Consider the following 24,785-nt stretch of genomic DNA (forward strand, 5'->3'; position numbering starts at 1 on the left):
GGCGGTGGCAGCCCCACCCGGGGTCACGCGCGCCGTGCGTGGGCGAAGCCGCGCCGGTGCCAGAGCAGACCGCCGGAGTGCGCGGGCTCGCCGCTGACCTCGGTGACCCGTCCGACGAGGATCGTGTGGTCGCCTCCTTCCATGAGCTGGTGGCGGACGCAGTGCAGGGTGAGCGAGGCGCCGGCGATCACGGGGGCCCGATCGGACCGTGCGCCGAGGGAGAGGCCGTCGAAGCGGTGCTCGGCCGGGCGCCTGAAGTGTTCGACGAGGTGTTCCTCGCCGGGGCCGAGCAAATGGACGGCGAAGTCCTCGGCCCCGGTCAGCACGTCATGGGTGCGTGAGGTCCGGTCGAGACAGACGAGGAACAGCGGCGGGGCCAGCGACAGGGAGCTGACGGCGCTCGCCGTCAGGCCGCGCGGCCGGCCCTGGTCGTCGTAGCAGGTGACGATGGTGACCGGGGCGGCCAGGGCGGACATCGCGGCGCGGAAGGAGTCGGCGAGACCGGGCCGCGTGTCGGCCGGGGCCTGGTCGGCCAGCAGGGCCGTGCTCACCGGGCCACCTCCAGCGGGCGGGCGGCGCCGCGCAGCCAGCGCCCCTCGGGGCGGCCGGTGAATCCGGTACGGGCGTCCCAGCAGACCCGGCCCGCCTTCACCGTGGTGGTGAAGCGCCCGGTGAAGGTCCAGCCCTCGTACGCGGACCAGCCGCACAGCGCGTGCACGTCACGAGCCGAGAACTGCCACCGTGCCGCGGGGTCCAGGAGGGTCAGGTCGGCGTCCGCGCCCGGTTCGAGCCGGCCCTTGCCCGGCAGGCCGAAGAGCCGGGCGGGTGCCTCGCCCATGAGCCGGGCCAGGTGCGCGGCCGCCGCGTCCGGGCCGACGTCCCGGGTGCGCAGGCCGGTCCAGACGCCGGTGGCCAGCTCCTGGACGCCGGGCAGGCCGGGCGGCGCGTCGGCCGGAGGGCGGTTCTTCTCCTCCACCGTGTGCGGGGCGTGATCGCTGCCGAGCGTGGCGGCCTCGCCGTTCAGCACCGCTCGCCACAGGCGTTTCTGGTCACGGCATTCGCGGATGGCCGGGGAGAGGCGGGTGCGCGGTCCGCGCCGGGTGGTGTCGTCGTGGGTGAACGACAGGTGGTGGCCGGTCACTTCGAAGGTGAGGGGCAGCCCCTCGGCGGCCGCCGCCGTGAGCAGGTCGGCCTCCTCCGCGGAGGACACGTGCAGGACGTGGGCCTTCGTGCCGTACTCGCGGACCAGGTGGATGACCCGGGCCACGGCGACGATGCCGCCGGAGCGCGGGCGGTGGGGCTCGTACTGGGCGTAGGAGTCGGGAGTGCCCGAGTCGGCGTCGAGGAGGTCGAAGACGTGCTGGTCCTCCGCGTGCAGGACGAGCCGGACGCCGCCGCGGGCCGCCGCGGCGAAGGCCCGGCGCAGCTGCTCCTCGTCGCGGAACACGACGGGGGCGGTGTGGTGGCCGGCCATGAAGATCTTCGCGGAGGTCGCGATCCGGGGGTCGAGTTCCGCGAGCAGCTCGGGACGGTCCGGGTCGGCGCCGATGTGGAAGCGGTAGTCGGTCCACGAGGTGCCTTCGATCAGCTCGGCCTTGGCGAGCAGCCCGGCCTCGTCCAGGGACGGCGGGCGGGTGTTGGGCATGTCGATCACGGTGGTCACGCCGCCCGCGAGGGCGGCCCGGCTGCCGTGGTCCCAGTCCTCCTTGTACTCGAGGCCGGGAGTGCGGAAGTGCACGTGGGAGTCGATGAGGCCCGGCAGCACGTAACGGCCACGGGCGTCGACCCGCGGGCCCGTCGGCAACGGCGCTTCGGGCGGCGGCAGTTCGGCGATCCGGCCGTCGCGGACGACCACGTTCGCGTCGCGGACGCCGTCGGGGGTGACGACGCGGCCGCCCTCGACGACCAGATCGGCGGGAAGGTGCCCGGACACGGTGTTCAGCTGTTCCACGTCAGACTCACCAGTTCCTTGCAGAGGTCGTTGGTCGGTCCCATCAGGGCGACCGCGCGCGCGTCGCGGCCGTAGCGGTTGATCTCGTGCGAGGCCACATAGCCGGCCGAACCCAGCAGCCGTTCGACCGCGTTGACGACCCGTTCGGCGGCGGATGCGGCGAAGAGCTTGGAGTGCAGCGTCGCGATCCCCGGGTCGGGGGCGGTGCGCCGGCCGGCCCGTTCGACGATCGCCCGGGCCGCCTCCACCTCGCCCGCGATGTCGACCAGGCGGTGCCGGACGGCCTGCTGGGCCGTCAGTCCACGCCGCTCGGCGTGCTCGTGGGCCAGGTCGAGCGCCGCCTGCGCGATACCGACGGACACGGCACCGAGGGTGGCGCCGCTGTCCCGGACGCCCGCGATGATCGACGCGGCCGTACCGACGGGCCCCAGCCGCGCGGTGTCGGGCACCCGGCAGTCGTGGACGGAGACGAAGCCGGTCGCCGAGCCCCGCATGCCGGTCAGCCGCAGCGAGGTGTCCGGCTCCAGCCCGGGAGTGTCGGCAGGTATCAGGAAGAACGTCTGGCCGGCTGCGCCGTAGCCGGTGTCGGCGGCGGCGTCCGGTGCCGGTTCCTCGCTCTGCGCCAGCACCAGGTAGACGTCGGCCAGGCCGGCGCTGGTGGTGAACGACTTGGCGCCGTCGATGACCCAGCCGCCGTCGGCCGTACGGCGGGCGGTGGTGGACAGGTTCTTCTTGTTCGCGCCCGCCCCCGTCTCGCTCCACGCGGAGGCGGCGAGCCACTCCCCGTGGGCGAGCCGGGGCAGCAGCCTGCGGCGCTGGGCGGGACTGCCGTGTTCGAGGATGCGGCTGCTGACCGCGTAGTGCTGGAACAGCATGATCGACGCTGAGGCGTTCACCTGTGCCACCTGCTCGACGGCGGTGTTCAGGCCCTGGGCGTCGACGCCGGCGCCACCGTACTCGTAGGGCAGCGGCAGGCCCAGCAGCCCGGACTCGCGCAGCAGGGCGAGTGCCTGCCGGTCGGGTTCCCCGTCGGTGTCCGCGATCCGCGCACAGGCGGCGAGGCGCTCGCGCAGCGCGGGCGTCAGCCCGGTGGCCGGCCGGGCGAGCGGCGCCCGGGTGAGCGTCGGCACGTCGGGCACGGTCAGGCTGTCAGCGGAAGCCATGACAACTCCTCGGAGGTGGAGGCGGGAAGGAAGGGGCCGCGGTAGTCGACCTGCTTCTCCGCCACGGAGATCCAGGCGAGCCTGCGGTCGCGGGGGCCGCCCGTCGTGCGGGCCGAGGCGCGGACGGTGGCACCGGGGGTGCGCAGGGCGAGCATGCCGCCCTCCGGCTGCTGCGAGACACCGGACAGCAGGTGCGGGATGGTGCCCTCCACGGCGGCGCCCGCGGCGAGGCAGGTCGCGCCGGTGAGGGCCACCGTCGGGTGCCAGGACGGTACGGATATGGCGCGGACGGCGAGGGCTCCCGGGCCGTCGGGAAGCAGTGCGGCGACCTTGGGGAAGGCGCCGGTGGTGTCCCAGCCCTGTGTCCGGCACACCGCGAGGCGCAGCCGGGTCATCCGGTCGAACAGCACGGGGTCGTCGGCGAACAGCTCCCGCACCGTGCGGACGCCGAGCTCGGCGGCGTTCACGAAGAGGTACGGGTTGCCCATGGAGACCAGGGAGACGGGGACCGTACGCTCCTCGAAGGGGATCCCGGTGACCGGCTCGCCGGTGATCAGGAGCTGCTCGACCGGCCGGGGTGGCGAGCACAGGAAGTGGGCCGTGAAGCGGGTGCCCTCCGGGGAGGTCTCCTCCGCCTCGCACACCACGTTGTCCCCGTTGTTGAGCACGTTCACCCGGACCCGGCAGCCCGGCACGAGCGGCTGGATCATGCCGGTACGGGCGGCGGCCTCCACCGCCGCCAGGATGGAGTGCCCGCAGGACCCGCGCAGGTCGAAGCTGTCGAGCCGGTCCGGCATGGACTGGACGAAGCGGTAGTCGAGGTCGAACAGCGGGTGGCGGGACGGCTGGACGAGCGCGTTCTTCAGGACGTCGGCGGCCCCGTGGTCGGCGAGGACCGTACGCAACTGGGTGAGCCGTGCCAGCAGTTCCGGTTCCGACTCGGGCAGCGTGCGCGCGTCGACCACGGCTGTCGGGCACGGGGTGCCGTGCGCCCGCGCGAGACTGACGCTCATGCCGCCTCCAGCAGGACGCGGGCCGGTGCGGGCAGGGCCGTCGGGGCTTGCGCCGCCGCGAAGAACTCCTGGCGCCACAGCTGGTGCGACATCAGCGACCACAGGGCCAGGGAGGCGGTGTCGCTCGGCCGGGCGGCCTGCTCGTCGAAGAGCGCGGCCACCCGCTCGGGGCGGATCCGGCCGTCGGCGCGCAGGGTGTCCGGGGAGAGCACGTCGCGGGCCAGGGTCCACAGCGGCTGGCCGGGGGCGAGCATCGCGGTGACCGGCAGGGTGAAGGGCTGCTTGGGCCGGTCGAGCACGCTGCGCGGGATCAGGCCCTGCGCGGCCCGGTACAGGGCCCGTTTCACACCCAGGCCCGGCACCAGCCGGTGGGCGTCGGTGAGGGTGCTGGCGAAGCGGACGACGGAGGGCTGGCAGAAGGGCAGCCGGACCTCGATGGAGCTGGCCATCGACAGGTGGTCGACGCGCCGCAGGTGGTAGGCGGGCAGCCGGTAGCGCTGCTCGACGGCGGCGATGCGCTGCAGCCGGGTGCCGGGGCTGGTCCGCAGGATCCGCCGGATGTCGGCGGGCAGGGCGGAGCCGGCCGCGCGGACGGTGAAGGCGTACTCGTCGGTGTACAGGCTCTCGCGCAGCGCCCGCGGGACGGCGGCCAGGTGGTCGAGGTAGTCCTCCGCCCAGTCCGATCCGTGGTGGGCGGCGACCGCCTGGGTCATGCGCGCGTAGCCGCCGAAGAGTTCGTCCGCCGCGTCGCCGGTGAGGGCGACCTTGAAGCCGGCGTCACGCACCGCGCGGAAGAGGGAGAACGTGGACAGGGTGATGGGGTCGGCGTTGGGCTGCCCGAGGTGGCGGACCACGTCGGTCATCAGGTCGGGGAAGGTGGCCGGGTCGATCTCGACCTGGTGGTGGCGGGTGCCCGCGACGCGGGCCACCTCCGCCGCGTAGGCGCGTTCGTCGCTGGGCCAGGTACCGGTGTAGGCGATGTTGAAGGTGTGCAGGCTTCCCCGGCCGCCGGCGTCGTACAGCGCCTGGGCGGCGAGCGCCGTGACGAGGCTGGAGTCGAGGCCGCCGGAGGTGACGGCCGCGACCGGGGCGTCCGCCACCAGCAGCCGTGCCACCTCCTCGGACAGCAGGGCGCGCAGCTGCTCGCCGGCCTCGTCGAGGGTGCGGCCCTCGTCGGGGCGCAGGCCCTGCTCGTGGGCCATGGGACGGCGCCGGATCCGCAGTCCGTCCCGGTGGCTGACGACGGCGGTCGCGGCGGGCGGCAGCACGCGTATCCCGCGGAACATGGTGCGGTCCCCGAACGGGGTCTTGGACGTCAGGTAGGCGTCCAGGCCCGCCTCGTCCTCCTCGGCGCGCAGTCCGGTGAAGCCGAGCAGCGCGGGCAGCTCCGAGGCGAACCGGAAGCGGCCGGCGGCGCGTTCGTAGTGGTAGTAGAGCGGCTTCATGCCGGAGTCGTCGGTGGCGAGGACCATGCGCGGGGTGGACCGCAGGTCCATGACGGCGACGGAGTACATGCCGTCCAGCTGCTCCGCGAACCGGTCCCCGTAGGTCAGGTACAGCGCCGGCAGGATCGAGCCGTCGCACTGGTCGTCGAAGTGGAAGCCGCGCTTGGTCAGCCGTTCGCGCAGGTCGCGGTGGTTGTAGAGCTCGCCGTTGAAGACCACCGTGATCCGGCCGAGGTGGTAGGGCTGGGCGCCTCCCTCGGGGTCCATGATGGACAGGCGGTTGTTGCCCAGGGCCCAGTCGGCCCGGTGCGTGACGCCCTGGGCGTCGGGACCGCCGTGGAGCATCAGGTCGGCGACGCGGCGCAGTTCGACCTCGTCGGAGTGGACGTTGAAGGTTCCGTATATGCGGCACACGCTGCTTTCACCTGACCTGTGAGGAGTGGCCGGCGGCCGAGTAGAGCGCCGGGTCGTAGGGGCTGGGTCCGCCGCAGGTGACGAACCGGCGGGCGGTGGGGCCGGTGTGCGGGTTGCGGGCCCCGTGCAGGACGCCGGGCGCCGCGTACAGGACGTCTCCCGCGCCGACGTCGATCCAGCGGTCGCGCAGGTACATCTGGCCGACGCCCTCGAAGGCGATGAACGCCTCGTCGCTGTCGGGGTGGAGGTGGACGTTGAAGGTCTCGCCCGGCTGCTGGATGCCGCAGTGCAGGCACAGCCGGCTGCTGCCGGTGCCGGGCCAGAAGACGAAGTTCATGGTGGCGCGGCGTTCGGCCGCCTCGATCTGCCCGGTCCCGCCGAAGCCGCGCAGCTGGGTGGTGTCGTCCCACAGTGAGGAGTGCAGGACCGGGTCGCTGCCCGCGGGGGCGCCCGCGAGGGGGGTGCGCCACACGTAGGCGGTCATCCCCTGGTCGTCGGCGCTGAGGGTGAGGGGGTGGCCGGTCGGGGCGTAGGCGGCCGAACCGCGGCCGACGGGGCGGGTGTGCTCGCCGACCGCGGCGGTGCCGGCGCCGGAGAAGACGACGGCGGTGTTCTCCTCGGCCGCGCTGTGCTCGGGGACGTACGACTCCCCCGGGGCGATCCGGACGACGTGCAGGGTGACGTGGGTGGCGCCGGCCGCCGGGCTGACGGGTGTCGCCACCGTGGTGCGGGTGCCGGGAACGGGGTGGAAGGTGAACTCGGCCGCGGTGATGATGCGGGCGTCGCCGAGCGCGGTGGCGGCGGAGGCTTGGGTGGTTGGGGGCATGCTGTGGCTGCTTCCTGTGTTCGAAGGCCGGTGGGTGGTGCGGCCTGTGGGGTGGTGCGGCCTGTGGAGTGGTACGGCCCGTGGGCGCGGTTGCGGAACGGAGAGGCCGGGGCGGTTGCCGCTCGGCCGAGGGGCGTCGCGGGCCGGGCGCCGGGAGGGGGCTGCGGCCTTTCGCACGGGGCGAAGCGGTGCCGGCCTGCCGGGGGCGCCGATGACGGCCCGGGGCGGGGTGGCCGAGCGGGGAAGGGGTTCATGTCGGCGGGTGCGGGCCGCCGTGTCGTTCTCCTTCGTCTGTGAAAGGTTCGCGTGCCGGGTTCCCGGTTGTCTCCCGTGTCGCTCCCGGCCCGGGACTGCTCAGGGGAACGACGGCGGGAGGAGGTCCCGGTCGTCCCCACGCGTGAACGCCGTACGGCGCACCCGGGCAGGGGTGCGCCGTACGGCGTTCGTGGGGAGGCCGTGTGCGGCCGGTGGAAGGGGCTGTCAGCAGGCCTCGCGGGCGGCCGGTGCCGGGGACCGGTCGGACGTGGACGGCGCCGTCCTGGCCACCGGCGCGGCGGCGGCGCGGCGGGACGGCAGCGGCAGCCGGCCCTCCGCGAGGGCGAGTGCGGCGATGACCACCGCGCCGCCCACCGGCACGTTCCAGGTGACGCTCTCGCCGAGGGCGACGGCGCCGACGATCACCGAGAACACCGGGACCAGGTAGTTGACGCCGGACGCCGTGGTGGGGCCGGCATCCGCGATGAGCCGGTTCATCAGGGCGAAGGCGATGCCCGTGGAGGCGCCGCCGAGGACCAGGAGGGAGAGCAGCGGGCCCGCCGTCAGGTCGCCCGGCAGGTCCCAGCCGACGGTGAACACGGTGATCAGACCGGTGATGACCATGGCGGAGGTGAGCTGCCCCGCGGTCACGGCGAGCGCCGGGAACTTGTGCGGGGCGATGAAGCGGCGGACGTAGACGAAGCTGATCGCGTAGCTGACCGCCGCGCCCACACAGGCGAGTTGGCCGCCGACGGAGCCGAACCCGTGGGTGTGCCACGGTCCGACGACGACGATCAGCCCGGCGAAACCGATCACGAGACCGGCGACCTTGCGGGCCGTCGGCTTCTCCGTGCGGATGGCGACGGCGGCGAGCCCCAGGGTCACCAGGGGCGTGGCGCCCTGGATGACGCCGGCGACGCTGGCGGTGGTGTGCTGCTCGCCGACGGCGAAGAGGGTGAACGGTACGACGTTGCCGAAGACCGAGGCGACGACGATGTGCCCCCAGACCTTGCGGCCGGGGAAGGAGCCCTTGGTCACGGCCAGGATCGCCGAGACGACGAGGGCGCCCACCAGGAGCCGTCCGAAGGCGAGTTGGAGGGGGGCGAAGGCGTGCAGCGACACCTTGATGAAGGCGAAGCTGCACCCCCACAGAGCGGCGAGCAGGCCGAAGCGGGCCCAGTTGGCGGGGTGCATCCGATGACTCCTGAAGGTTTCGGAAGGGGTGGGGTGGGGTGGGGTGGGGTGGGGACTCGGGTACGCGGTGGTGTCAGGGTTCGTCGATCTCGAACTGGTCGTACTTCTCCATCAGCGCCACCATCTCGGCCCGCGTGGGGATGTTTCCGTCGGCCAGCAGTTCGGCCAGACCCGTGAAATAGGCCTCGCGGTTCTCGGCGGGCGTGAAGATGATCAGCATCTCGGCCGGTGCGTCGCTGTCGTTGCGGAAGCCGTGCACCGCGTTCTCGGGCACGTGCAGGAAGTCACCGGCGTGCGCGGTGTGCCAGCCGGTGCCGTCGTGGAGGGTGACCTCTCCGGAGATGACGTAGAAGGACTCCGAGATACGGGTGTGGTAGTGCGGGGCCGCTCCGGCGGCGCCCGGCAGCATGTGGTGGTGGAAGAGGCCGAGGCGGCCGTCGGTGGTCTCGGCGAGCGCGATGTACCGGGTGGTCGTCGTCTGTCCGATCCGGACCGTGACGGCGTCGCCGAACCGCTTCAGGGTGGACACCAGGAGAGTCATGAGCCGTCTTCCCACATGCTCAGGTAGCGCTCGCCGGTGTCGGGCAGGACGGTCACGACACACCGGTCGCGGTACTCGGGGCGGGCGGCCACCAGGCGTGCCGCGTGCACCGCGGCGCCGGCCGACACGCCCACGAACAGGCCCTGGCCGGCGGCGAGTTCACGTGCGGTGCGCAGGGCGTCCGCGTCGCTGACGGCGATGGCCTCGTCGATCAGGGAGACGTCGGTGGTCGGGGCGACGAAACCGCCGTTGAGACCGGGGATGCGGTGGCGCCCGGCGCGTCCGGCGGAGAGCAGCGGGGATCCTTCCGGTTCGACGGCCACGATCGTCACGCCGGGGTCCTGCTCGCGCAGGTGACGCCCGATGCCGGTGAGGGTGCCGCCGGTGCCCACCGCACAGACCAGGGTGTCGGCGCGGCGCCCGGTCGAGGCCAGGGCCGTGGTGATCTCGGGACCCGTCGTGGCGTAGTGGGCCTCGACGTTGTCCGCGTTCTCGTGCTGGCACGGGAACCAGGAACCCGCGGTGGCCGCGTGGATCTCCTCGGCCCGCTCGATCGCGCCCGGGTAGCCCCGTTCGGCGGGCGTCTGGACCACCTGTGCGCCCAGCGCCGACAGCAGACGGATCCGCTCGCTGGTCGCGTTGTCGGGGAGCACGATGACGCAGCGGTAGCCGCGCGCGGCGGCCAGGGCGGCGAGCGAGATACCGGTGTTGCCGGAGGTGGCCTCGACGATCGTGCCCCCCGGCGCCAGGTCACCGCGTGCCTCGGCGGCCCTGAGCATGTACAGCGCCGCCCGGTCCTTGCTGCTGGACATCGGGTTGGCCGCCTCCAGCTTGGCCAGTACCTCGGCGCCCGGTGCCAGTCCCGCGAGTCTGAGCCGGATCAGCGGGGTGCCGCCCACCAGGTCGTCGATCCCGTCGGCGACCGCCGGGCGGACCAGGGTGGGCAGGGTTGTGTGCGGCGTCATGGTGCGCATGATGTGATTCCTCGTCATGTCTGGACGGTGGCGGACCGGTTCCGGCGCGGAGGAGCCCGCGGGGAACTGGAGGGGAGACGGGACGGGGCGCGGGGCTACCAGGAACCGGCCGAGGCGATGCTCGCGACGACGTCCTCGGCCGGGCGGCCCGGCGCACGCCCGGTGGCGGTGGCGGCCAGCATCCGCGTCCCCTCCGGCACGTCCTTGTTGACCAGCGCCTGGGCGCCGATCACCGCGCCGTCGCCGACGGTCACCGGACCGAGCACCGTGGCGTTGGTGCCGAGCACGACGTCGCGGCCCACCACCGGGTGCCGGCGGGCGCCCGGCGGCCGCTCGTTGTCGCTCCACCAGCCGACCGCGCCGAGCGTCACCTGGTGGTAGATCGTCACGTCGTCGCCGACGACGCAGGTTTCGCCGATCACCACCGCGGCCCCGTGATCGATGAAGACCCGGCGGCCGAGGACCGCTCCCGGGTGGATCTCCACGGCGGTCAGCCGTCGTGCCCAGCGGGCCAGCAGACGTGCCGTCATCCGGTGTCCGCGGGTGTGCAGCCGGTGTGCCACCCGGTGGGTCCACAGCGCGGTCAGCGCGGGGTGCAGTGCCGCTTCCAGGCGGCCGCGGACGGACGGGTCCCGCTCGACCACGACGCCCAGGTCCTCGCGCATCAGACGGAGCAGACCGGTGCGGGTGGTGTCGGGCGGGGTGGCGGACGGCACGGCGCGGGCAGCGTCCGAGCCGGCCCGCCGGAACGGAAGGACGGACGCGGGCTCCTTCGAGGTGGCGCTCACGGAGTCTCCAGTCTTCGCAGGGGGCGGTCGCGGGCGGCGCCGGGACCCGTGTCCCAGGGCAGGGAGGGGTGGCCCGGCGGTCGCCGCGGTCCGGGGATCGTGGAGAGCGTCGCCGGTGCCGTTCCCGTTCTCTTCCCGCCCGGGTCCCCGGCCGTCGGCGGGCGACCACGGCGGCGTGGCCGGTGCCGGGAGCGGCCAGGGAGCGAACCGGGAACGGTCGGAGGGACACTCCCCCCGAGCGCCCCTCCGCGCCGAGACGAGCGGGGGCACGGCCAGGACGGCCGGTACGGCGCCCCACCCGTTCCAGAGAGCACCACCCATGCGCGAACCATCAGTTGTCCGGGGCACCCGGGACGCTGGCCGGCACGACGTCCGGCGGATCCCGGCTGCCGACGAGGAAACGAGGACCCAGCCATGAGCGCGACGGCCGACCGAGAGAACGAGCCATGTCCCGTGGACGGCACTCCGCAGCGGCTGCTGCTGATCGGCCCGTCACCGGACCTCGTGCGCGCCGCCGTCGGCGCGGGCTTCGCCGTCCGGATCATCTCCGGCACCCCTGTGTCGCCGGACGACCGGATACCGCCCGGGGTGCCCGTGGACCTCGTGGACCTCGCCGACGGTGCCGCGCTCGCCGAGGCGGTCGAGATGTCGGTCCGGGTCCACGGCACACAACGGCTGCTGGCCTGCGCCGGCACGGCGGAGCTGCCCGCGGTGGCCGCGACCGCGGCCCGCCTGCAGGTGACGCCCAACCCGCCGGACGCGGCCCGCCTGCTGAGCGAGCCGGCCGCCATGCGGGCGCTGCTCAACGGCAGCCGGCACTCCTACGTCCCGGCCGCGCGGGCCCGCTCCGCCCAGGAACTGCCCGCCGCGGTCGAGGAGATCGGCGGTCCGGTCACCGTACGCTCGCTGCCCTCCGGCGCCGAGGAGTCCGGCTGCCCGTCGGCGGCGGGTGAGCGTGCCTACCTGGTGGAGCGGTACCTGCAAGGCCCGGAGTACGGCGTGGTGACGCTCACCGTGGACGGGATGCACCGTGTCGTGGGCGTGGTGGCGCTGCACGGCGCCTGGCAGGCCGGCTGCCACCTGTTCCCGGCGCCCCTGCCGGAGCGGGACGAGGCGGAGGCGCGCGCGCTCGTGACCGAACTGCTCGATCTCGCCGGGTACGAGTTCGGTTACGCGTACACCGTGGTCGTGCTGACGGCCGACGGACCGCGGGTGGTCCGCTCGCGGGCCGCGTACCCGGAGGAGCCGGTGGCCTCCCTGATCGAGGTCGCCACGGGCTTCCGGGCCGACGAGGAGCTGGTGCAGGCGCTCGCCGGCAAACCGGTGGGCGTGCCGACGGCCGACCGGTACGCGGCGGTGGCGTCCTACCGGCTGCCCGCGGGGCGGCTGTTGTCGGTGTCGGGACTGGAAGCGGTGTGTGAGCTCGCGGGGGTGCACCGGGTGCACTTCCCGTACCGGTCGGGGGACGACATTCCCGGCGACGGGCACGGCGGGGAGGGTTACGTGATGCTGACCGCGGATTCGCCGCAGGAGGTCGCGGGGGTCGTCGCGGCGGTGGGGAGGCTGGTGCGGGCGGAGGTGAGCCGGCGCCCCGACCAGCGCTGACCGCGTCCGTCCGCACGAACCGCCCGCACGGCCCTCGGCCGTGCGGGCGGTTCCCGTCGGTGTCGTCGGCGGCCGCCGGTACCCGCCCGGTCCGTTCCTGAGTCCTTCCCTTTCGGGGCCGACGGCGCGGTATCGGATGCGGAATGCGCCGGGAGCGCTGGCCGCGACCTTTCTTTCTGTCAGCACCGCACACCGCGACCGACAGAAGGCGGGCATCATGACCAGCAAGGGATTCACGAACCCGGCGGGCTTCTTCGCCACCGCGGCGATCACCGTGGCTCTCGGCTTCGGTGTGGCTGTCGGCGCGCCGGTCACACACCCCGCCTCGGACGAGGGCCCGAACCTCGTCCCGAGCGTCTCGCTCGTCCGCACCGTCGCCACGACGTCCTCCCACACCGGGAACCCGAACGCGACGACGACCGGCACGGACGGCGACGAAGGACCGAACGTCATCACGGTCGCCACCGACGGCGACGAAGGACCCAACGTCATCACGGTCGCCACCGACGGCGACGAAGGACCCAACGTCATCACGGCCGGCACGGACGGCGACGAAGGGCCGAATGTCGTCGCCGTCTGAGCGAGGGTGCAGAGCGTCCTGGGCCGGTGCCCGCCGTGACGAACGGCGGGCACCGGCTCGTCGTGGTCCCGGCGTTCAGTCCGCCCGGTGGATCCGGCCGGGGATTCCCATGGCGCGGAACGCCGCGTGCGCGGCGTCCGTCCGCTCGGCTGCCTCCGCCGTGTGCCCGAGGGCCGCCAGCGCCTGGGCGAGGCCGTCCAGGGCGTAGGCCTCCTCCACCCGGTGCCCGAGCCGGGCGGCGGACGCGTGTGCCTGCCGGTGCAGCCGCAACGCCCGCTGATGATCGCCGCAGCGGTGGAAGAAGCGCCCCGCGGTGTTCCACACGGTGGCCTCCCGCACCGGCGCGTCCTCGAGTCCCTTGGTGGCCAGCGCCTCCTCCACCCAGTGCAGCACCTGGTGCCGGTGCCCGAGCCGGCCCTCCGCCTCCGCGGAGAGGATGAGCAGCAGCGCCCGTTCGGCAGGCGCCACGACAGCCGGCATACGGTCGCGGGCCGTGCCCAGCGTACGGGCCGCGGCCTCCGCGTCCCCCATCGCCAACTGGGCCTGCGCGAGGTCGCCGAGGCCGACCAGCTCCTTCTCCAACGCCCCGATCTTGCGGGCCAGGTGGACGGAACGGGTGGCCGTACGCACCGCCTCCTGGAAGTCCCCGCGCTCCATGTGGACGGCGCTGATGTTGGACAGGGACTCCGCCTCGGCCCGCTCCGCGCCGAGTTCGCGCTTGAGGGCGATGGACTGCTCCAGCCGTGACAGCGCTTCGTCGAACCGGCCCGTGGTGGCCAGGAGCAGCCCCAGCACGCCGGTGTCCTTGGCCTGTCCCCGGCGGTCGCCGAGTTCGACCGCCAGCTCGTGGGCCTCGACGGCGGCCGCGATGCCGTCCTCGAACCGGCCGCGTTTCCAGCAGGCGACCGCCAGGTTGGACAGACTCAGCCGGAGCAGATCGGCTTCGCCGAGGCGACGGGCCGCGGCGACCGCCGTATGGCAGAGCGCGAGGAACTCGTCGAGCCGGCCGCGCAGATCGAGGTGGAAGACGACGTTGGCCGCGAGCAGCGCCACCTCACGGTCGAGGTTCCGCCGGAACGCCAGGGCGATCGCCGCGAGGAGGCTGTCCTGCTCGCGTTCGAACCAGTCGCGAGCGGCTTCCGGCGTGCGCAGGGGCGTCAGCTCGGGACGGAACGACGGCGTCGGCCGCGCCATCCGCACCCGGCCGGGAAAGAGCAGGTCGCAGGCGACGTCCGAGGCCGTCAGCGAGTACTCCATGAGCCGGCGGACCGCCCCCGCCGCCTCCTCGCTGAACTCGCCGGTGCCTCCCGAATGCCGGGTGCGCGACAGCATGTGGGCGAAACTGCGCACCAGGTCGTGGAAGGCGTAGCGGCCGGGCTCGTGCTGCTGCACCAGGTGCATGTCGAGGAGGTACTCCAGGACGTCCTCGGCGTCCCGGAGCCCGAGGTCGAGCAGCGCCGCCGCCGTGTACACGTCGAGCTCGGCGCCCGGGTACTGGCCCAGCAGGCGGAAGGACTTGCGGTACCCGGCGTCCAGTCCCTCGTACGACAGCCGCAGCGTGACCTCCACGCTGCGTTCGCCGGCGCTGAGTTCCGCCAGTCGGTGGGTGTCGTCGCGGAGCCGGTCCACGAGGTATCGCACGCTCCAGCGGGGGCGCTTGCGCAGCCGGGCCGCGGCGATGCGCAGCGCCAAGGGTAAGTGGCCGCTCAGATCCGCCAGTTCGGCGACCGCCTCGGGCTCGGCCTGGGCCCGGCGTTCACCGATGATGCTCACGATCAGCGCGACACTGTCCGGCGGCGCCATGGTGCCGAGCGAGATGGAGTGCGCGGCGTCCAGGTCCACGAGCAGGGCGCGGCTGGTGACCAGGACGATCGTGCTGGTGGGGGAGGCCAGCAGCGGCCGCACCTGGGACTCGTCGACTACGTTGTCAAGCAGGAGGATCATCCTGTGCTTGATCATGGTGGCGCGCCACAGGGCGATGCGGCCCTGCGGATCGTCCGGTATCCGCTCGCCGGGCACGCCCAGCATGCGCAGCAGGGCCTCGGCGGCGGCCGCCGGAGTCAGCGGTTCCTCGTCGGGTGTGTAGCCACGCAGGTCGAGGTGGAGCTGGGCGTCGGGGTACCGCTCGGCGAGACGGTGCGCCGCCCGGACCGCGAGCGAGGTCTTGCCGCTGCCGCCCATGCCGTCGATGGCGACGATGAGCGGCCCGGAGCCGTCGGCGTCCTCGACGAAGCCGAGGAGCTTGTGCAGTTCCTCCTCGCGGCCGGTGAAGTCGCGCAGGTCGTAGGGGAGGGTGGACCGGCCGCCGCTCACCGCGGGCGCCGCCGGGTCCGTGGGGGCAGGGCCGTTCAGCGAGGGGTCGTTGCGCAGGATCGCCTGGTGCAGTTCGCGCAGCGAGGTGCCCGGCTGGATGCCCAGTTCCTCGTCGAGGACGGCGCGGATCGTGCCGTACTCCTCCAGGGCCTCGGCCTGGCGCCCCGAGCGGTACAGGGCGAGCATCAGATGTCCGCGCAGGGGCTCGCGCAGCGGGTTGTCGCGGATCGCCTCGCGGATCTCGGCGATCAGCGCGGCACTCTCGCCCGCCTCCAGTCTCAGCTCGAAGAGCTGCTCCACCGCGGTCGTCCGACGTTCCTCCAGGGAGGCGGAGGCCGCGTCCACGACAGCGCCGCCGCTGCCGGACAGCACCGGGCCACGCCACAGGGCGAGGGCCGTCCTCAGCAGCGCCGTGGCCTCCGTGGTCCGGCCGGCGGCGATGTGGTCGCGGGCCCGCTGCAGCGCGTCGGTGAACTGGAGCAGGTCGAGCTGTTCGAGGGTCACGGCGGCCCGGTAGCCGGGTCCGTCCGTCGCGATGAGGGTCCGTCCGTCGGGGATGCGCTGACGCAGCTCGGCGACGGCCTTGCGGACCTGGTGCGCGGCGGTCGCGGGAGCGTCCTGGTCCCAGACGGCCTCGATGAGCCGGTGGACGGGAAGCACCCGTTGCGGTTCGAGGAGCAGCGTCACCAGGACGCGCTCGTTGACGGGTCCTCCGACGTGGACGCGTTCGTCCCCGTCCCAACATTCCAGGGATCCGAGGATGCTGAAGCGGATGGGCCCTGTCTGGCGCATGGCGCGTGTCCTCTCCTCGGTCCTGGACGGCTGCCACGACACCGCGACCGCAGGGACCGAGGGACCGGAGACGGCTTCCCGTTTCCTCACGTTCCGCGGTGAACGGCACAGGGCGGCCGACGTAGATGCCGACATTCTCACCCATGCGGTGGACCGCGTGGCGCGCGTTGGTGGTCGTGCCAGGCGCGCCAGGAGGCACGCTGTCAAATATCGGACAGGTTTTCGCGGATCCCCGAAGCCCCGTGCGCAGGCCGGGGGGTACGGCGGGCCGCGGGAGGCGAACGGCGGCCGACCGGTGGCGGCGGGCGGGGGTCCCCACGGCGCGCCGGACGGTGAAGGGGGCGCACGCGGTGCGGGCGGGGTGGGTGCGCCGCGCCCCGCACTTCCGCACGGCCGTCACGGTGCGTAGCCGTCGCTCGTTTCCGGTGCCTCCTCGGCCTCGGCCGGGTGTGCCGGCCGGATCCCCGGTCGCGCGGCACCTCTCCCCCGCGGACACGTGCACCGGACGGCCGTGTCCCGGCGGGGCGATCGAGGAGGACGCACACGGTGGGTGGCCGACAGCGTGCTGCTGTCGGCCACCCACCGTATGCGCATGGTCATTTCAGTGGACACCGGCCTCCTGGTGCGGGAGGTCCGCGGGCGCCCCGGCCGGGGTGTCGGCGAGCACGCCCCCGCTCCCCCAGTGATCCTGCTCGACGTCCCTCACCAGGACGGTCACGGCGGCCGTCGGGCATCCCGCGATCCGGGCCACGGCGGCCGTCACCTCGTGCACGAGATCGGCTCGTTTCTGTCGGTCGTTGCCCTTCCACCAGTCCACGGTCACGACAGGCATGGTCTTCTCCTCATTTCGCGGTTCGGTTGTGGCTCTCAGGCCGGGAACTGGTCGAATCTGCGGGCCAGTTCCTCCAGCATCTGCGGGGTCGGCCCGGGCGAGGAGTCGAGCAGCTCGCCCAGCTCGCGGAAGTACTTCTCCCGGCCCCCGTCGGGGGTGAACATGACCAGCAGGGTGGCCGGGTCGGTGCCGGGGTTGCCGAAGGCGTGGGTGGTTCCGGGCGGCACCAGCATGAAGGTGCCGGGAGCCGCCACCCGCCGGTCCGTGCCGAGCGTGAGCAGGACGTCACCCTCGGCCACGTAGAACATCTCCGTCAGTTCGCTGTGGAAGTGCAGCGGTGCCCCCGGGGCCCGGGGCGGGATCCGGTGCTCGGTGAGGCCGAAGCGGCCGGCCGTGTCGTCCCCGGTGACCAGGAACGAGACGGCGGTGCCGCCCACGACGGCGCGGGGGCCGGCGCCGGGACCGATGACCCTGGGCAGCGTCATCGCCCGCCCCCGGTGCCCGGCCCGGCGACCTCGGCCCGGGCGTTCGGCCCGCCGTCCTCGGCGCGGGTGGTCAGCGTCGTCAGCGCGGTCGCTGCGGCGACCAGGGCGAGTACGGCGGTGAGCGCGTAGGCCCGGCCGAACGCCGCGTCGCCCGGTGCGTCACCGAGCATGAGGACCAGCACCGCCAGGCCCATGGCCCCGCCCGTGTACTGCGTCGTCGTCAGCACCGCCGACGCGGTGCCCTGCTCGCTGTCCGGCACGTCCTTCGTGCCCCCGATGTACATGCCGGCGAAGGCCATGCCCTGACCGAGGCCGCTGACCAGCAGGCCGGGCAGTACGGCGGTCCAGTAGCCCGAGCCGTTCGTGCCGATGCCGAGCAGGGCAAGGCCCGCCGCGCCGACCGCGAAGCCGGTGGCGAGGGTGCGCCGGATGCCCCAGGGCTGCGCCAGCCTCCCGGTGACGAGGTTGCCCGCCACCACGCTCAGCGTCAGCGGCAGGAAGGCGATGCCCGCCTCGAGGGCGCCGTAGCCCCACACGTCCTGGAGGAAGAGGGTGATCAGGAAGAACTCGGCGCCCACGCTCGCCATGTACAGCGCCGACATCGCGCTCGCACCCGCCAGTGAGCGCACCCGCAGCAGTGGCCGCGGGATGAGGGGCGTGGTGGCCGGGCGCCGGTCGTACGCCGTCCAGGCCGCGGCCAGCGCGACGGCCGCCGCCAGGCACCCGAGGCAGGACCCGGAGGTCCAGCCGCCCACCGCCGCCTGGGTGAGCGCCGCCACGAGGCACAGGACGGCCCCGGTGAACAGGGCCGCGCCGGGGACGTTGAGATCCCGGACCGAAGCCCTGGTGCGGGCGCCGGCCGGCAGCACCCGCAGGGCGAGGGCGACGGTGACCAGGATGAGCGGCACGTTCACGAAGAACACCCACCGCCAGGACAGTGCCGAGGTGAGCACTCCGCCGATCAGCACCCCCGCCGCGAGCCCCACCGCGCCGATCGCCCCCCAGATCGCCAGCGCCCGGGAGCGTACGTTCCCGGCCGGGAACGCGGCCCCGATCAGGGCCAGCATGGACGGGGTCAGGGCGGCCGCGCCGATGCCCTGGGCGGCGCGCGAGCCGATCAGCAGCCACTGGTCCCCGGCCAGACCGGCGGCGAGGGAGCCCAGGCCGAACAGCGCCAACGCACCGAGGAAGAGCCTGCGCGGGCCGGTCAGGTCCGCCGCTCGGCCGCCGACGACGAGGAAACTGGCGAAGAAGACGGCGTACGCCGACACGACCCACTGGAGCCGCTCCGGGGCCAGGCCCAGTCCCGTTCCGATGCTGGGCAGTGCCACGTAGATGATCGAGTAGTCGAGCGCCACCAGGAACTGGGCGATGGACAGGGCCAGCAGCGCGGCCGCCATACGGCCGGTGAACCGGGTGGGGGCCGCGGGGGCGGCGGGGACGGTGGTCTCTTCGCTCCGGAGGGTCATGAGCGGACTCCGGTCAGTCCGGTGCCGGTCGCGGTGCGGGTCCCGGCGGACGGTGCCGCCGTGCGCAGCAGCAGGTCGGTGACCGTGCCGAAGTCGGCCACCACGTGGTCGGCGCCGGCGGACGTGAGGGCCTCGGCGGTGTCGACGCCGTAGGTGACCGCCACCGTCCGCAGCCCGGCGGCATGCGCCATCGTCACGTCGGTGACGGTGTCGCCCACGTACCAGGAGCGCGAGGGCCGGCCGCCCAGTTCGGACAGGACCCGCAGCGCCATGTCGGGGTGCGGCTTGCCTCGTCCGACCATGTCGTGGCAGACGACGGTGTCGAACTTGTCGAGGATTCCGGTGGCGTCCAGCAGCGCGTGCGCGCTGGCGTGGATCTTGGAGGTGGCGACACCGAGCGGGTGCCCCGCCGCCCGCATCCGCTCCAGCCCCTCGGCCACGCCGGGCAGCAGGAGTTCCGGCCCGCGGCTGAGCACGTCCACGGCGAAGCGGCTGCGGTAGCGCGCCGCGGCCTCGGCGGTCACGGCGTCGTGCACGCCGGTGCCCAGCAGGCGCGCGAGGGAGGACTCCAGGGGCTTGCCCACGGTCGCCAGCACCTCCCGGCGGCCGGGACGCGCGCCGAAGTCGCGGACCACGTCACCGATCAGTTCCGCGATGGCGGCGGGCGTGTCGGCCAGGGTGCCGTCGATGTCGAAGACGAACACGGAGGTCATGCCGCGACTCCTTCCGCGGGCACGGCGGTGGCCGGGTCGTCGGCGGTGGCCGCGTAGGCGACGGCCAGGTGTCCGGCGAGCCGGGCGGTGCTGATGAGGACCTCGCGGTTGGCGGCGGCGGAGCGCCCCTGCGTGGCCCGCGAGACGGCCTTCATCAGGTAGGGGGTGGCGGCGGGACCGCGTACGCCGTCCCGCTCGGCGGCGCGCAGCGCCTCCTGGATCACCCCCTCCATCAGGTCCCCGTCCAGGGCGTGCTCCTCGCTGATGGGCGCGGTGACCAGCGCGCCTCCCGGCAGACCGGCCGCCCAGTGCATCCGCAGCGCCCGCGCGACGTCACCGGGGTCGTCGAGCCGCTGCGGCACGCGCAGGCCGCTGGAGCGGCAGTAGAAGGCGGGGAAGTCGTCGAAGCGGTAGCCGATCACCGGTACGCCGAGCGTCTCCAGGTACTCCAGGGTGAGTCCCAGGTCGAGGATGCTCTTGGCGCCGGCACACACCACGGCCACCTTGCTCCGGGTGAACTGCACCAGGTCGGCGGAGACGTCGAAGCTCTCGCCCGCGCCCCGGTGGACGCCGCCGATCCCCGCCGTGGAGAAGAACGGGATGCCGGCGAGATCGGCGGCCACGAGGGACGACGCCACCGTGGTGGCCCCCAGCCCGCCGCCCGACAGCACCACACCGACGTCCCGGCTGGACACCTTCGGCACACCGGTACCGGCCGCGAAGCGCTCCATGTCGTCGGGCGACATGCCCACGGTGAACCGGCCGCCGTCCAGCCCCACGGTCGCCGGCACGGCGCCCGAGTCCCGCACCGCCTTCTCGATGGCGAGCGCCGTCTCCACGTTCTGCGGATACGGCAGGCCGTGCGCGATCACCGTCGATTCCAGGGCGACGACGGGCCGGTTCTCGGCCAGCGCGTCACCGACTTCCTCACTGATACGCAACAGGGGGTGCATACGAGTCTCCCGAACGGTCGCTGGGTCGCTGGGTCGCTGGAACGAGTCCAGGAACGACGAGGCGGCGGCACCGGACCCCGCCGCTGTCCGTCAGCCGCCACCTTCTCCGTCTCCGTTCCCGTTTGGTTCCCGGTCCGGAGCCGGGCCCGGTGCCCCAGGCTTCCGGACCGGGCCCCGTGCACCGCCGCGCAGGGGCCCGGGAGCGCGCCGCCTCCCGTATCCCTCGCGTCGGCGGGCGCTCGAACGGGCACGTCGGCCCGAACCCTCGCCTTTCCTTCCCGAACCACCCCGGAAGTGGATGCGCCTCGCGGGCAGAGGTGTGCGCGGAGCCCGCAGGGGTAGACACACCAACCGGAACAAATGCTTCCGGATCGCGGTGCGGCTCACCTCGCAGGGGTGAGCGCGCAAGCCGGACCGAGCCAGGAGGAGAAGAGCATGAAGTTGACGCGACGGATCACCGGCGCAGCCGTCTGTGCTGTGCTGGCCGGAGGCGCTGTGCTGGCCGGAGGCGGCTCGGCCATGGCGGTCACCTCTCATGCCTGCGCGCATCGTCCGGTCACCGGCGCCGCGGCGGGCGTCAGGGGCGATGGCTCCGCACGGCAGCCCACGGATCCATGGATCGCTGATCAGCTGGCGACGTTCTACCCTTCGGCGGCCCATCGGCTGGCGGTGTTCGATCCCTGGGTCAAGGACCAGCTGGCCGTGTCACAGTCCGGCCGGTGAGCACGCGGGACCGGCCGAAGGGCGCGCCGCTCCCGGCGGCCTCCCGATCGGCCGGCGGCACACGTCAACGTCCCTCGCCGCCCGGGAAGCGGGCGGCGAGGGACGGATCGATTCCGGACGGGCCGGCTATGTCATGGCCGGTCGTGGCACAGGGGTCTCAGCACTGCGGCAGGACCTGCTGGTCGTGCTGCCAGCCCCAGAGGTCGAGGTTGACGTCGCTCACGTAGACGCCCCGGTTCCCGGTGTCGTCGTCGGTCAGGAGCCACACGTTGTCCGTGTGGCCGTTGTTGGAGTAGGTGGCGCCGTACGTCCAGCAGTAGAAGTAGCTGGTGCCGCGGTAAAGGGTGCCCGCATGGGACGAGGTGTTCGCGTCCGGGCTCCAGTGGGTCCACTGGTCGATGACGGTCGTGAGGTTGTACGTGGACGCCGAGGCCGGCGCATGGGGCACCTGTGGGGCGGCCAGGGCTTGCGGGGCGCTGACCATGAGCCCCGCCGTCGCCAGGGCCGCGAGCATGGCCGATGTCAGGAAACGAGGACGCATATTGCTTCTCCTTCATGTGTGACGCAGCGCAAGGCGCAGCCTGAGGGGCCGGCTTTCGACGAACTGAGTTGTCGACACGGTGAGTTCGCGGCACAGTCGGCCATGTGCACCGCTGTCGACGACCGTAGGAGCAAGCCGCGGCTCGCAGGCACCAGTACGTGCACCGAGGCACCCCAGTTCGTGCACAGCGCGCTCCACGACCCGGGGCCCGTCCAAGCTGGCAGTCGAGGAGGCAGAGCGTCATGACAGACTGCGCAGGGTTCCGGTTACGAGGGACGGAGGCGTTCGAGTCGGTCGCCTCAGCCTTGTTCGCGCCCCTGCGCGTCGGCGACGCGGGCCCTCCGGGTTTCGAAGCGGTGGTCAACCACGTGGTCATGGGGCCCGTGACCATTGCCCACATCAACGCCACCGCCGGCACGGTGACTCGGGACGGTCGGAGCATCACCTCGAGCGACGTGGAGTGGATGCACTTCAACCTCCAGCACCGCGGTCCGCTCACCGCGGTCCAGGACGACCGGAGCGCGACCGTCAGGCCGGGCCAGGTGTTCGCCTGCGACAACACCAGGCCCTACCGGCTCGCCGGTGCGGGCCCGATCGACATGACGGTGCTGTGCGTTCCGCGTGCACGTCTCGGCAGGCACGTGGACTCCCTCAGCGAACGCACCGCGCACCCCATCCCGGTGCAGGACGGGATCGGCGGGCTCCTCGCTCACGCACTGTCCACGGCCGACGGCGGCGTCCAGGGCGATGCGGCCCGTGCGCATCTCGCCGACGCTCTCATAGCGCTCCTGCTCGCGGCGTTCGCCGACACGAGTCCCGAGCGGACCTCTGTCACCAGTTGTCTCGTCGACCGCATCCGGGCCTATGTGCTGGCCCACCTGAGCGATCCCCATCTCAGCGCGGAGCGCGTCGCGCGCCTGCACCGCATCTCGGTCCGTCACCTCCACTCCCTCTTCAAAGGCGGCGACCTCACGTTCGCCGCTTGGGTCCGGCACGAACGCCTCCTGCGGATCCGTCGCGACCTCGCGGCCCCGGCCTCGTCCGGCATCTCCACGGCCGCGATCGCGGCCAAGTGGGGCGTGCACGACGTGAAACACCTGGGCAGAGCCCTGAAACGCGAATTCGGCGCGACCGTGAGCGAGTTGCGCCGCCGGCACGGCAGTTGACACTCCGCGCTCGATCACGTGTCTGCGCGCACTGTCTGTCAGTGCGCTGACCGGCTGCCTTCCGACGTGAGCGGGTGTCAGGTCCATCATGCCTGTTCGGACGTGGTTCGCGGTAGGACCGAGCACACGTCCGTCCAGGCTTGTCCGGGGTGGCGGCCTGCCGGAGACTCGTCGTCATCCACTCTCCGGCGTCCGTGTCGGCATCCCGTTCCCGGGTGCCGACGCGTTCGTCGTGCTGTCTCGTCGTGGGACGGGTGCAGGTGGGGGTGAGGGAACGGAGGGGGATCGTTGGATCAGGACATGGTCGTACGGGCGAGGGTCCAGTTGCTCAGTGCCAACCGTCGAGTGGTACGCGGCACCGAGGGGTTGCGGATCTACCGCCTGCTGACGCAGGTCGCGCCGGAGGTGTACGGGTCCAAGCTGGCGTACGTGCTGGTCGAGGCGAGCATGTCGGCACTGGTGCGGGAGCTGCCCGAGCAGCGGCTGGCGCTGTTGGACGAGGCGGTGGCGGTGGCGTCGGCCCTCGGCGCGGCGCATCCCTACCGGGACAAGGTGCTGGCGAGGGCACGTGCCGCCAGGCGGGAACTCACGGGGCAGGCCGCGGCAGCCGGGCCAGGGACGGCGGCGCGGGAAGGAAGCGATCACTGACGTCCGCTCCAGACCGCGGCACTCACCGCTGCGTCCGGCGCCACGGCGCCGGACGCTTTGGGGCTGAGCAACTCGGCGACGTGGAAGGCCAGGTCGAGCGCCTGGTCCCCGTTGAGGCGCGGGTCGCACGCCGACTCGTACCTGCGGTGCAGATCGTCGAAACCCAGCCCTGAGCCTCCGCCGACGCACTCGGTGACGTCCTCGCCGGTCAGCTCCACGTGCAGGCCGCCCGGGTGGGTGCCCAGGGCCCGGTGCACCTCGAAGAAGCCGGCGATCTCGGCGAGGATGTCGTCGAACCGTCTGGTCTTGTGTCCGCTGGGCGCCTCGAAGGTGTTGCCGTGCATCGGATCGCACACCCACACCACCGGCGCACCGGAAGCGGTGACCTTCTCCACGAGTTCCGGCAGCAGGTCCCGCACCCGGTGCGCTCCCATGCGCACGATGAACGTCAGCCGGCCCGGCCGCCGATCGGGGTCGAGGCGGTCGATGAGGGCCAGTGCCTGCGCGGGCGTGCCGGCCGGGCCCAGCTTCACCGCGATCGGGTTGTCGATGGTCGCGAAGTAGGCGACGTGGGCGCCGTCGAGCTGTCTGGTGCGTTCGCCGATCCACAGCATGTGGCCGCTCCCCGCGTACCGTCGGCCGGTGCGCGGGTGACGGCGGGTCAGCGCGGCCTCGTAGTCGAGCAGCAGTCCTTCGTGGCTGGCGAACACCTCCGTGCCGCCGGGCGGTTCGCCGGCGTGCGCGTCCTCGCGGGACAGTGCCTGGCCGATGCGGTCGGCGAGCGCTCCGTAGCGTTCACCGGCGGGCGAGCGGCAGACGAAGTCCTGGTTCTCCTCGTGGAGCCGGTGCAGGTCGGGGCCGTCGCGGGTGAAGTCCCGCAGGACGTCCAGGGTGTGGCGTGAGGCGTCGTACATCCGCAGGAGCCGGGCCGGGTCCGGCCGCCGTTCGGCCTGGCTGAAGCCGGTGCCGTTCACCGCGTCGCCGCGGTAGACGGGGAGGGTGCGGCCGTCGACTGTCTCGGTCGGACGTGACCGGGGCTTCGCGTACTGTCCGGCGATCCGGCCCACCGTGACCACCGGCCCCGCCGACGCGTGCGCCAGGATCACCGCCACCTGCCGGAGGAGGCGCAGTTTGCCGTGGATCGCCTGCGTCGAGAGGCGGTCGAAACGTTCGGCGCAGTCGCCCCCCTGGAACAGGAACGCTCTGCCGTCCGCCGCCTGGGCGAGTCGTGCGGTGAGCAGGTCGCATTCCTCCGGGGTGACCAAGGGGGCCCGGGCGGCCAGGTGGTCCACCACGTCACCGAGTTCGGCCGGGCTGGGCCACTCCGGCCGCTGGTGGGCGACGAGTGTCCGCCAGTGCGCGGCGGCTTCGCCGGTGCGGGTCACCATGGTCTCCGTCCGC

Annotated in this window: 23 protein-coding genes; 5 read left to right on the forward strand and 18 right to left on the reverse strand. The window is 73.2% G+C overall.

The window, feature by feature from the left end:
• Window positions 1-23: 23 nt before the first annotated feature.
• The 10 genes from AB0G52_RS34045 to epsC all read right to left on the reverse strand — a co-directional run bounded on the left by AB0G52_RS34045 (window position 24) and on the right by epsC (window position 10,441).
• Complete coding sequence (locus tag AB0G52_RS34045) at window positions 24-551, reverse strand: flavin reductase family protein (RefSeq protein WP_361341883.1); 528 nt, start codon at window positions 549-551, stop codon at window positions 24-26.
• Window positions 548-1,951: a dihydroorotase family protein gene (locus AB0G52_RS34050; protein ID WP_132891774.1), complete on the reverse strand. Its 1,404-nt coding sequence runs from the start codon at window positions 1,949-1,951 to the stop codon at window positions 548-550. The genes AB0G52_RS34045 and AB0G52_RS34050 overlap by 4 nt, the downstream gene beginning before the upstream one ends.
• Window positions 1,939-3,114 (reverse strand): acyl-CoA dehydrogenase family protein, encoded by a 1,176-nt coding sequence (locus AB0G52_RS34055; protein WP_361341886.1) that lies wholly within the window; start codon window positions 3,112-3,114, stop codon window positions 1,939-1,941. The genes AB0G52_RS34050 and AB0G52_RS34055 overlap by 13 nt, the downstream gene beginning before the upstream one ends.
• Window positions 3,093-4,127, reverse strand: a complete 1,035-nt coding sequence (locus tag AB0G52_RS34060; RefSeq protein WP_361341889.1) for a PrpF domain-containing protein — start codon at window positions 4,125-4,127, stop codon at window positions 3,093-3,095. Before AB0G52_RS34060 ends, AB0G52_RS34055 begins: the two co-directional genes overlap by 22 nt.
• Window positions 4,124-5,986 carry an asparagine synthase (glutamine-hydrolyzing) gene (gene asnB, locus AB0G52_RS34065; RefSeq protein ID WP_361341892.1) on the reverse strand — a complete coding sequence of 621 codons (1,863 nt, stop codon included), beginning with the start codon at window positions 5,984-5,986 and terminating at the stop codon, window positions 4,124-4,126. The genes AB0G52_RS34060 and asnB overlap by 4 nt, the downstream gene beginning before the upstream one ends.
• 7 nt (window positions 5,987-5,993) lie before the next feature.
• Window positions 5,994-6,812 (reverse strand): cupin domain-containing protein, encoded by an 819-nt coding sequence (locus AB0G52_RS34070; protein ID WP_132891778.1) that lies wholly within the window; start codon window positions 6,810-6,812, stop codon window positions 5,994-5,996.
• A 480-nt stretch (window positions 6,813-7,292) separates the two neighbouring features.
• On the reverse strand, window positions 7,293-8,261 hold the full coding sequence (locus AB0G52_RS34075; RefSeq protein ID WP_132891779.1) for a DMT family transporter: 969 nt from the start codon (window positions 8,259-8,261) through the stop codon (window positions 7,293-7,295).
• Window positions 8,262-8,334: 73 nt separating this feature from the next.
• Window positions 8,335-8,802, reverse strand: a complete 468-nt coding sequence (locus AB0G52_RS34080) for a cupin domain-containing protein (protein ID WP_132891780.1) — start codon at window positions 8,800-8,802, stop codon at window positions 8,335-8,337.
• On the reverse strand, window positions 8,799-9,767 hold the full coding sequence (locus AB0G52_RS34085; protein ID WP_132891781.1) for a cysteine synthase family protein: 969 nt from the start codon (window positions 9,765-9,767) through the stop codon (window positions 8,799-8,801). The genes AB0G52_RS34080 and AB0G52_RS34085 overlap by 4 nt, the downstream gene beginning before the upstream one ends.
• Before the next feature lie 104 nt (window positions 9,768-9,871).
• Window positions 9,872-10,441 carry a serine O-acetyltransferase EpsC gene (gene epsC / locus AB0G52_RS34090; RefSeq protein ID WP_207921862.1) on the reverse strand — a complete coding sequence of 190 codons (570 nt, stop codon included), beginning with the start codon at window positions 10,439-10,441 and terminating at the stop codon, window positions 9,872-9,874.
• Between the two features lie 537 nt (window positions 10,442-10,978).
• Here epsC and AB0G52_RS34095 point away from each other — a divergent pair.
• The gene (locus AB0G52_RS34095) at window positions 10,979-12,169 is read left to right on the forward strand and encodes a hypothetical protein (RefSeq protein ID WP_132891782.1); all 1,191 of its coding nucleotides are present in this window, start codon (window positions 10,979-10,981) and stop codon (window positions 12,167-12,169) included.
• 217 nt (window positions 12,170-12,386) lie between these two features.
• Window positions 12,387-12,749: a hypothetical protein gene (locus AB0G52_RS34100; RefSeq protein ID WP_361341898.1), complete on the forward strand. Its 363-nt coding sequence runs from the start codon at window positions 12,387-12,389 to the stop codon at window positions 12,747-12,749.
• 75 nt (window positions 12,750-12,824) lie between these two features.
• Here the strand turns inward: AB0G52_RS34100 and AB0G52_RS34105 are convergent, their stop codons facing one another.
• The 6 genes from AB0G52_RS34105 to AB0G52_RS34130 all read right to left on the reverse strand — a co-directional run bounded on the left by AB0G52_RS34105 (window position 12,825) and on the right by AB0G52_RS34130 (window position 20,306).
• The gene (locus tag AB0G52_RS34105; protein ID WP_361341901.1) at window positions 12,825-15,854 is read right to left on the reverse strand and encodes a BTAD domain-containing putative transcriptional regulator; all 3,030 of its coding nucleotides are present in this window, start codon (window positions 15,852-15,854) and stop codon (window positions 12,825-12,827) included.
• A 601-nt stretch (window positions 15,855-16,455) separates the two neighbouring features.
• Window positions 16,456-16,686 (reverse strand): 4-oxalocrotonate tautomerase family protein, encoded by a 231-nt coding sequence (locus tag AB0G52_RS34110; protein WP_132891785.1) that lies wholly within the window; start codon window positions 16,684-16,686, stop codon window positions 16,456-16,458.
• Window positions 16,687-16,721: 35 nt separating this feature from the next.
• A complete protein-coding gene (locus tag AB0G52_RS34115) occupies window positions 16,722-17,171 on the reverse strand; it encodes a cupin domain-containing protein (protein WP_361341905.1) in 450 nt (149 codons plus the stop codon).
• Window positions 17,168-18,640, reverse strand: coding sequence for an MFS transporter (locus AB0G52_RS34120; protein WP_132891787.1), 1,473 nt, complete (start codon window positions 18,638-18,640; stop codon window positions 17,168-17,170). The genes AB0G52_RS34115 and AB0G52_RS34120 overlap by 4 nt, the downstream gene beginning before the upstream one ends.
• Window positions 18,637-19,353: an HAD family hydrolase gene (locus AB0G52_RS34125; RefSeq protein ID WP_361341909.1), complete on the reverse strand. Its 717-nt coding sequence runs from the start codon at window positions 19,351-19,353 to the stop codon at window positions 18,637-18,639. Before AB0G52_RS34125 ends, AB0G52_RS34120 begins: the two co-directional genes overlap by 4 nt.
• Entirely contained in the window at window positions 19,350-20,306 is a 957-nt protein-coding gene (locus AB0G52_RS34130) for a pseudouridine-5'-phosphate glycosidase (RefSeq protein WP_361341912.1), read from the reverse strand. The genes AB0G52_RS34125 and AB0G52_RS34130 overlap by 4 nt, the downstream gene beginning before the upstream one ends.
• Before the next feature lie 435 nt (window positions 20,307-20,741).
• On the opposite strand from AB0G52_RS34130, the gene AB0G52_RS34135 reads away from it, so the two are divergent.
• A complete protein-coding gene (locus tag AB0G52_RS34135; RefSeq protein ID WP_361341915.1) occupies window positions 20,742-21,029 on the forward strand; it encodes a hypothetical protein in 288 nt (95 codons plus the stop codon).
• Window positions 21,030-21,186: 157 nt separating this feature from the next.
• On the opposite strand, the gene AB0G52_RS34140 is transcribed toward AB0G52_RS34135, so the two are convergent.
• Complete coding sequence (locus AB0G52_RS34140; RefSeq protein WP_132891791.1) at window positions 21,187-21,570, reverse strand: hypothetical protein; 384 nt, start codon at window positions 21,568-21,570, stop codon at window positions 21,187-21,189.
• 242 nt (window positions 21,571-21,812) lie between these two features.
• Here AB0G52_RS34140 and AB0G52_RS34145 point away from each other — a divergent pair, with 242 nt between their 5' ends.
• Together AB0G52_RS34145 and AB0G52_RS34150 are read left to right on the forward strand one after the other, a co-directional pair.
• On the forward strand, window positions 21,813-22,736 hold the full coding sequence (locus tag AB0G52_RS34145) for a helix-turn-helix domain-containing protein (RefSeq protein ID WP_132891792.1): 924 nt from the start codon (window positions 21,813-21,815) through the stop codon (window positions 22,734-22,736).
• Between the two features lie 288 nt (window positions 22,737-23,024).
• Window positions 23,025-23,384: a hypothetical protein gene (locus AB0G52_RS34150; RefSeq protein WP_361341919.1), complete on the forward strand. Its 360-nt coding sequence runs from the start codon at window positions 23,025-23,027 to the stop codon at window positions 23,382-23,384.
• Here the strand turns inward: AB0G52_RS34150 and AB0G52_RS34155 are convergent.
• Window positions 23,378-24,772 (reverse strand): 3-deoxy-7-phosphoheptulonate synthase class II, encoded by a 1,395-nt coding sequence (locus AB0G52_RS34155; protein WP_361341922.1) that lies wholly within the window; start codon window positions 24,770-24,772, stop codon window positions 23,378-23,380. The genes AB0G52_RS34150 and AB0G52_RS34155 overlap by 7 nt on opposite strands.
• Window positions 24,773-24,785: the final 13 nt, after the last annotated feature.

Origin of the sequence: Streptomyces sp. NPDC021562 (assembly GCF_040640875.1) — a bacterium.
In the GTDB taxonomy this organism is placed as follows: domain Bacteria; phylum Actinomycetota; class Actinomycetes; order Streptomycetales; family Streptomycetaceae; genus Streptomyces.

Coding starts and splice junctions, on each gene's coding strand:
- AB0G52_RS34055 (WP_361341886.1), bottom strand. CDS start 3,114: ATGGCTTCCGCTGACAGCCTGACCGTGCCCGACGTGCCGACGCTCACC.
- AB0G52_RS34060 (WP_361341889.1), bottom strand. CDS start 4,127: ATGAGCGTCAGTCTCGCGCGGGCGCACGGCACCCCGTGCCCGACAGCC.
- AB0G52_RS34070 (WP_132891778.1), bottom strand. CDS start 6,812: ATGCCCCCAACCACCCAAGCCTCCGCCGCCACCGCGCTCGGCGACGCC.
- AB0G52_RS34075 (WP_132891779.1), bottom strand. CDS start 8,261: ATGCACCCCGCCAACTGGGCCCGCTTCGGCCTGCTCGCCGCTCTGTGG.
- AB0G52_RS34080 (WP_132891780.1), bottom strand. CDS start 8,802: ATGACTCTCCTGGTGTCCACCCTGAAGCGGTTCGGCGACGCCGTCACG.
- AB0G52_RS34085 (WP_132891781.1), bottom strand. CDS start 9,767: ATGACGCCGCACACAACCCTGCCCACCCTGGTCCGCCCGGCGGTCGCC.
- epsC (WP_207921862.1), bottom strand. CDS start 10,441: ATGCGCGAGGACCTGGGCGTCGTGGTCGAGCGGGACCCGTCCGTCCGC.
- AB0G52_RS34095 (WP_132891782.1), top strand. CDS start 10,979: ATGAGCGCGACGGCCGACCGAGAGAACGAGCCATGTCCCGTGGACGGC.
- AB0G52_RS34100 (WP_361341898.1), top strand. CDS start 12,387: ATGACCAGCAAGGGATTCACGAACCCGGCGGGCTTCTTCGCCACCGCG.
- AB0G52_RS34105 (WP_361341901.1), bottom strand. CDS start 15,854: ATGCGCCAGACAGGGCCCATCCGCTTCAGCATCCTCGGATCCCTGGAA.
- AB0G52_RS34110 (WP_132891785.1), bottom strand. CDS start 16,686: ATGCCTGTCGTGACCGTGGACTGGTGGAAGGGCAACGACCGACAGAAA.
- AB0G52_RS34115 (WP_361341905.1), bottom strand. CDS start 17,171: ATGACGCTGCCCAGGGTCATCGGTCCCGGCGCCGGCCCCCGCGCCGTC.
- AB0G52_RS34120 (WP_132891787.1), bottom strand. CDS start 18,640: ATGACCCTCCGGAGCGAAGAGACCACCGTCCCCGCCGCCCCCGCGGCC.
- AB0G52_RS34125 (WP_361341909.1), bottom strand. CDS start 19,353: ATGACCTCCGTGTTCGTCTTCGACATCGACGGCACCCTGGCCGACACG.
- AB0G52_RS34130 (WP_361341912.1), bottom strand. CDS start 20,306: ATGCACCCCCTGTTGCGTATCAGTGAGGAAGTCGGTGACGCGCTGGCC.
- AB0G52_RS34135 (WP_361341915.1), top strand. CDS start 20,742: ATGAAGTTGACGCGACGGATCACCGGCGCAGCCGTCTGTGCTGTGCTG.
- AB0G52_RS34140 (WP_132891791.1), bottom strand. CDS start 21,570: ATGCGTCCTCGTTTCCTGACATCGGCCATGCTCGCGGCCCTGGCGACG.
- AB0G52_RS34145 (WP_132891792.1), top strand. CDS start 21,813: ATGACAGACTGCGCAGGGTTCCGGTTACGAGGGACGGAGGCGTTCGAG.
- AB0G52_RS34155 (WP_361341922.1), bottom strand. CDS start 24,772: ATGGTGACCCGCACCGGCGAAGCCGCCGCGCACTGGCGGACACTCGTC.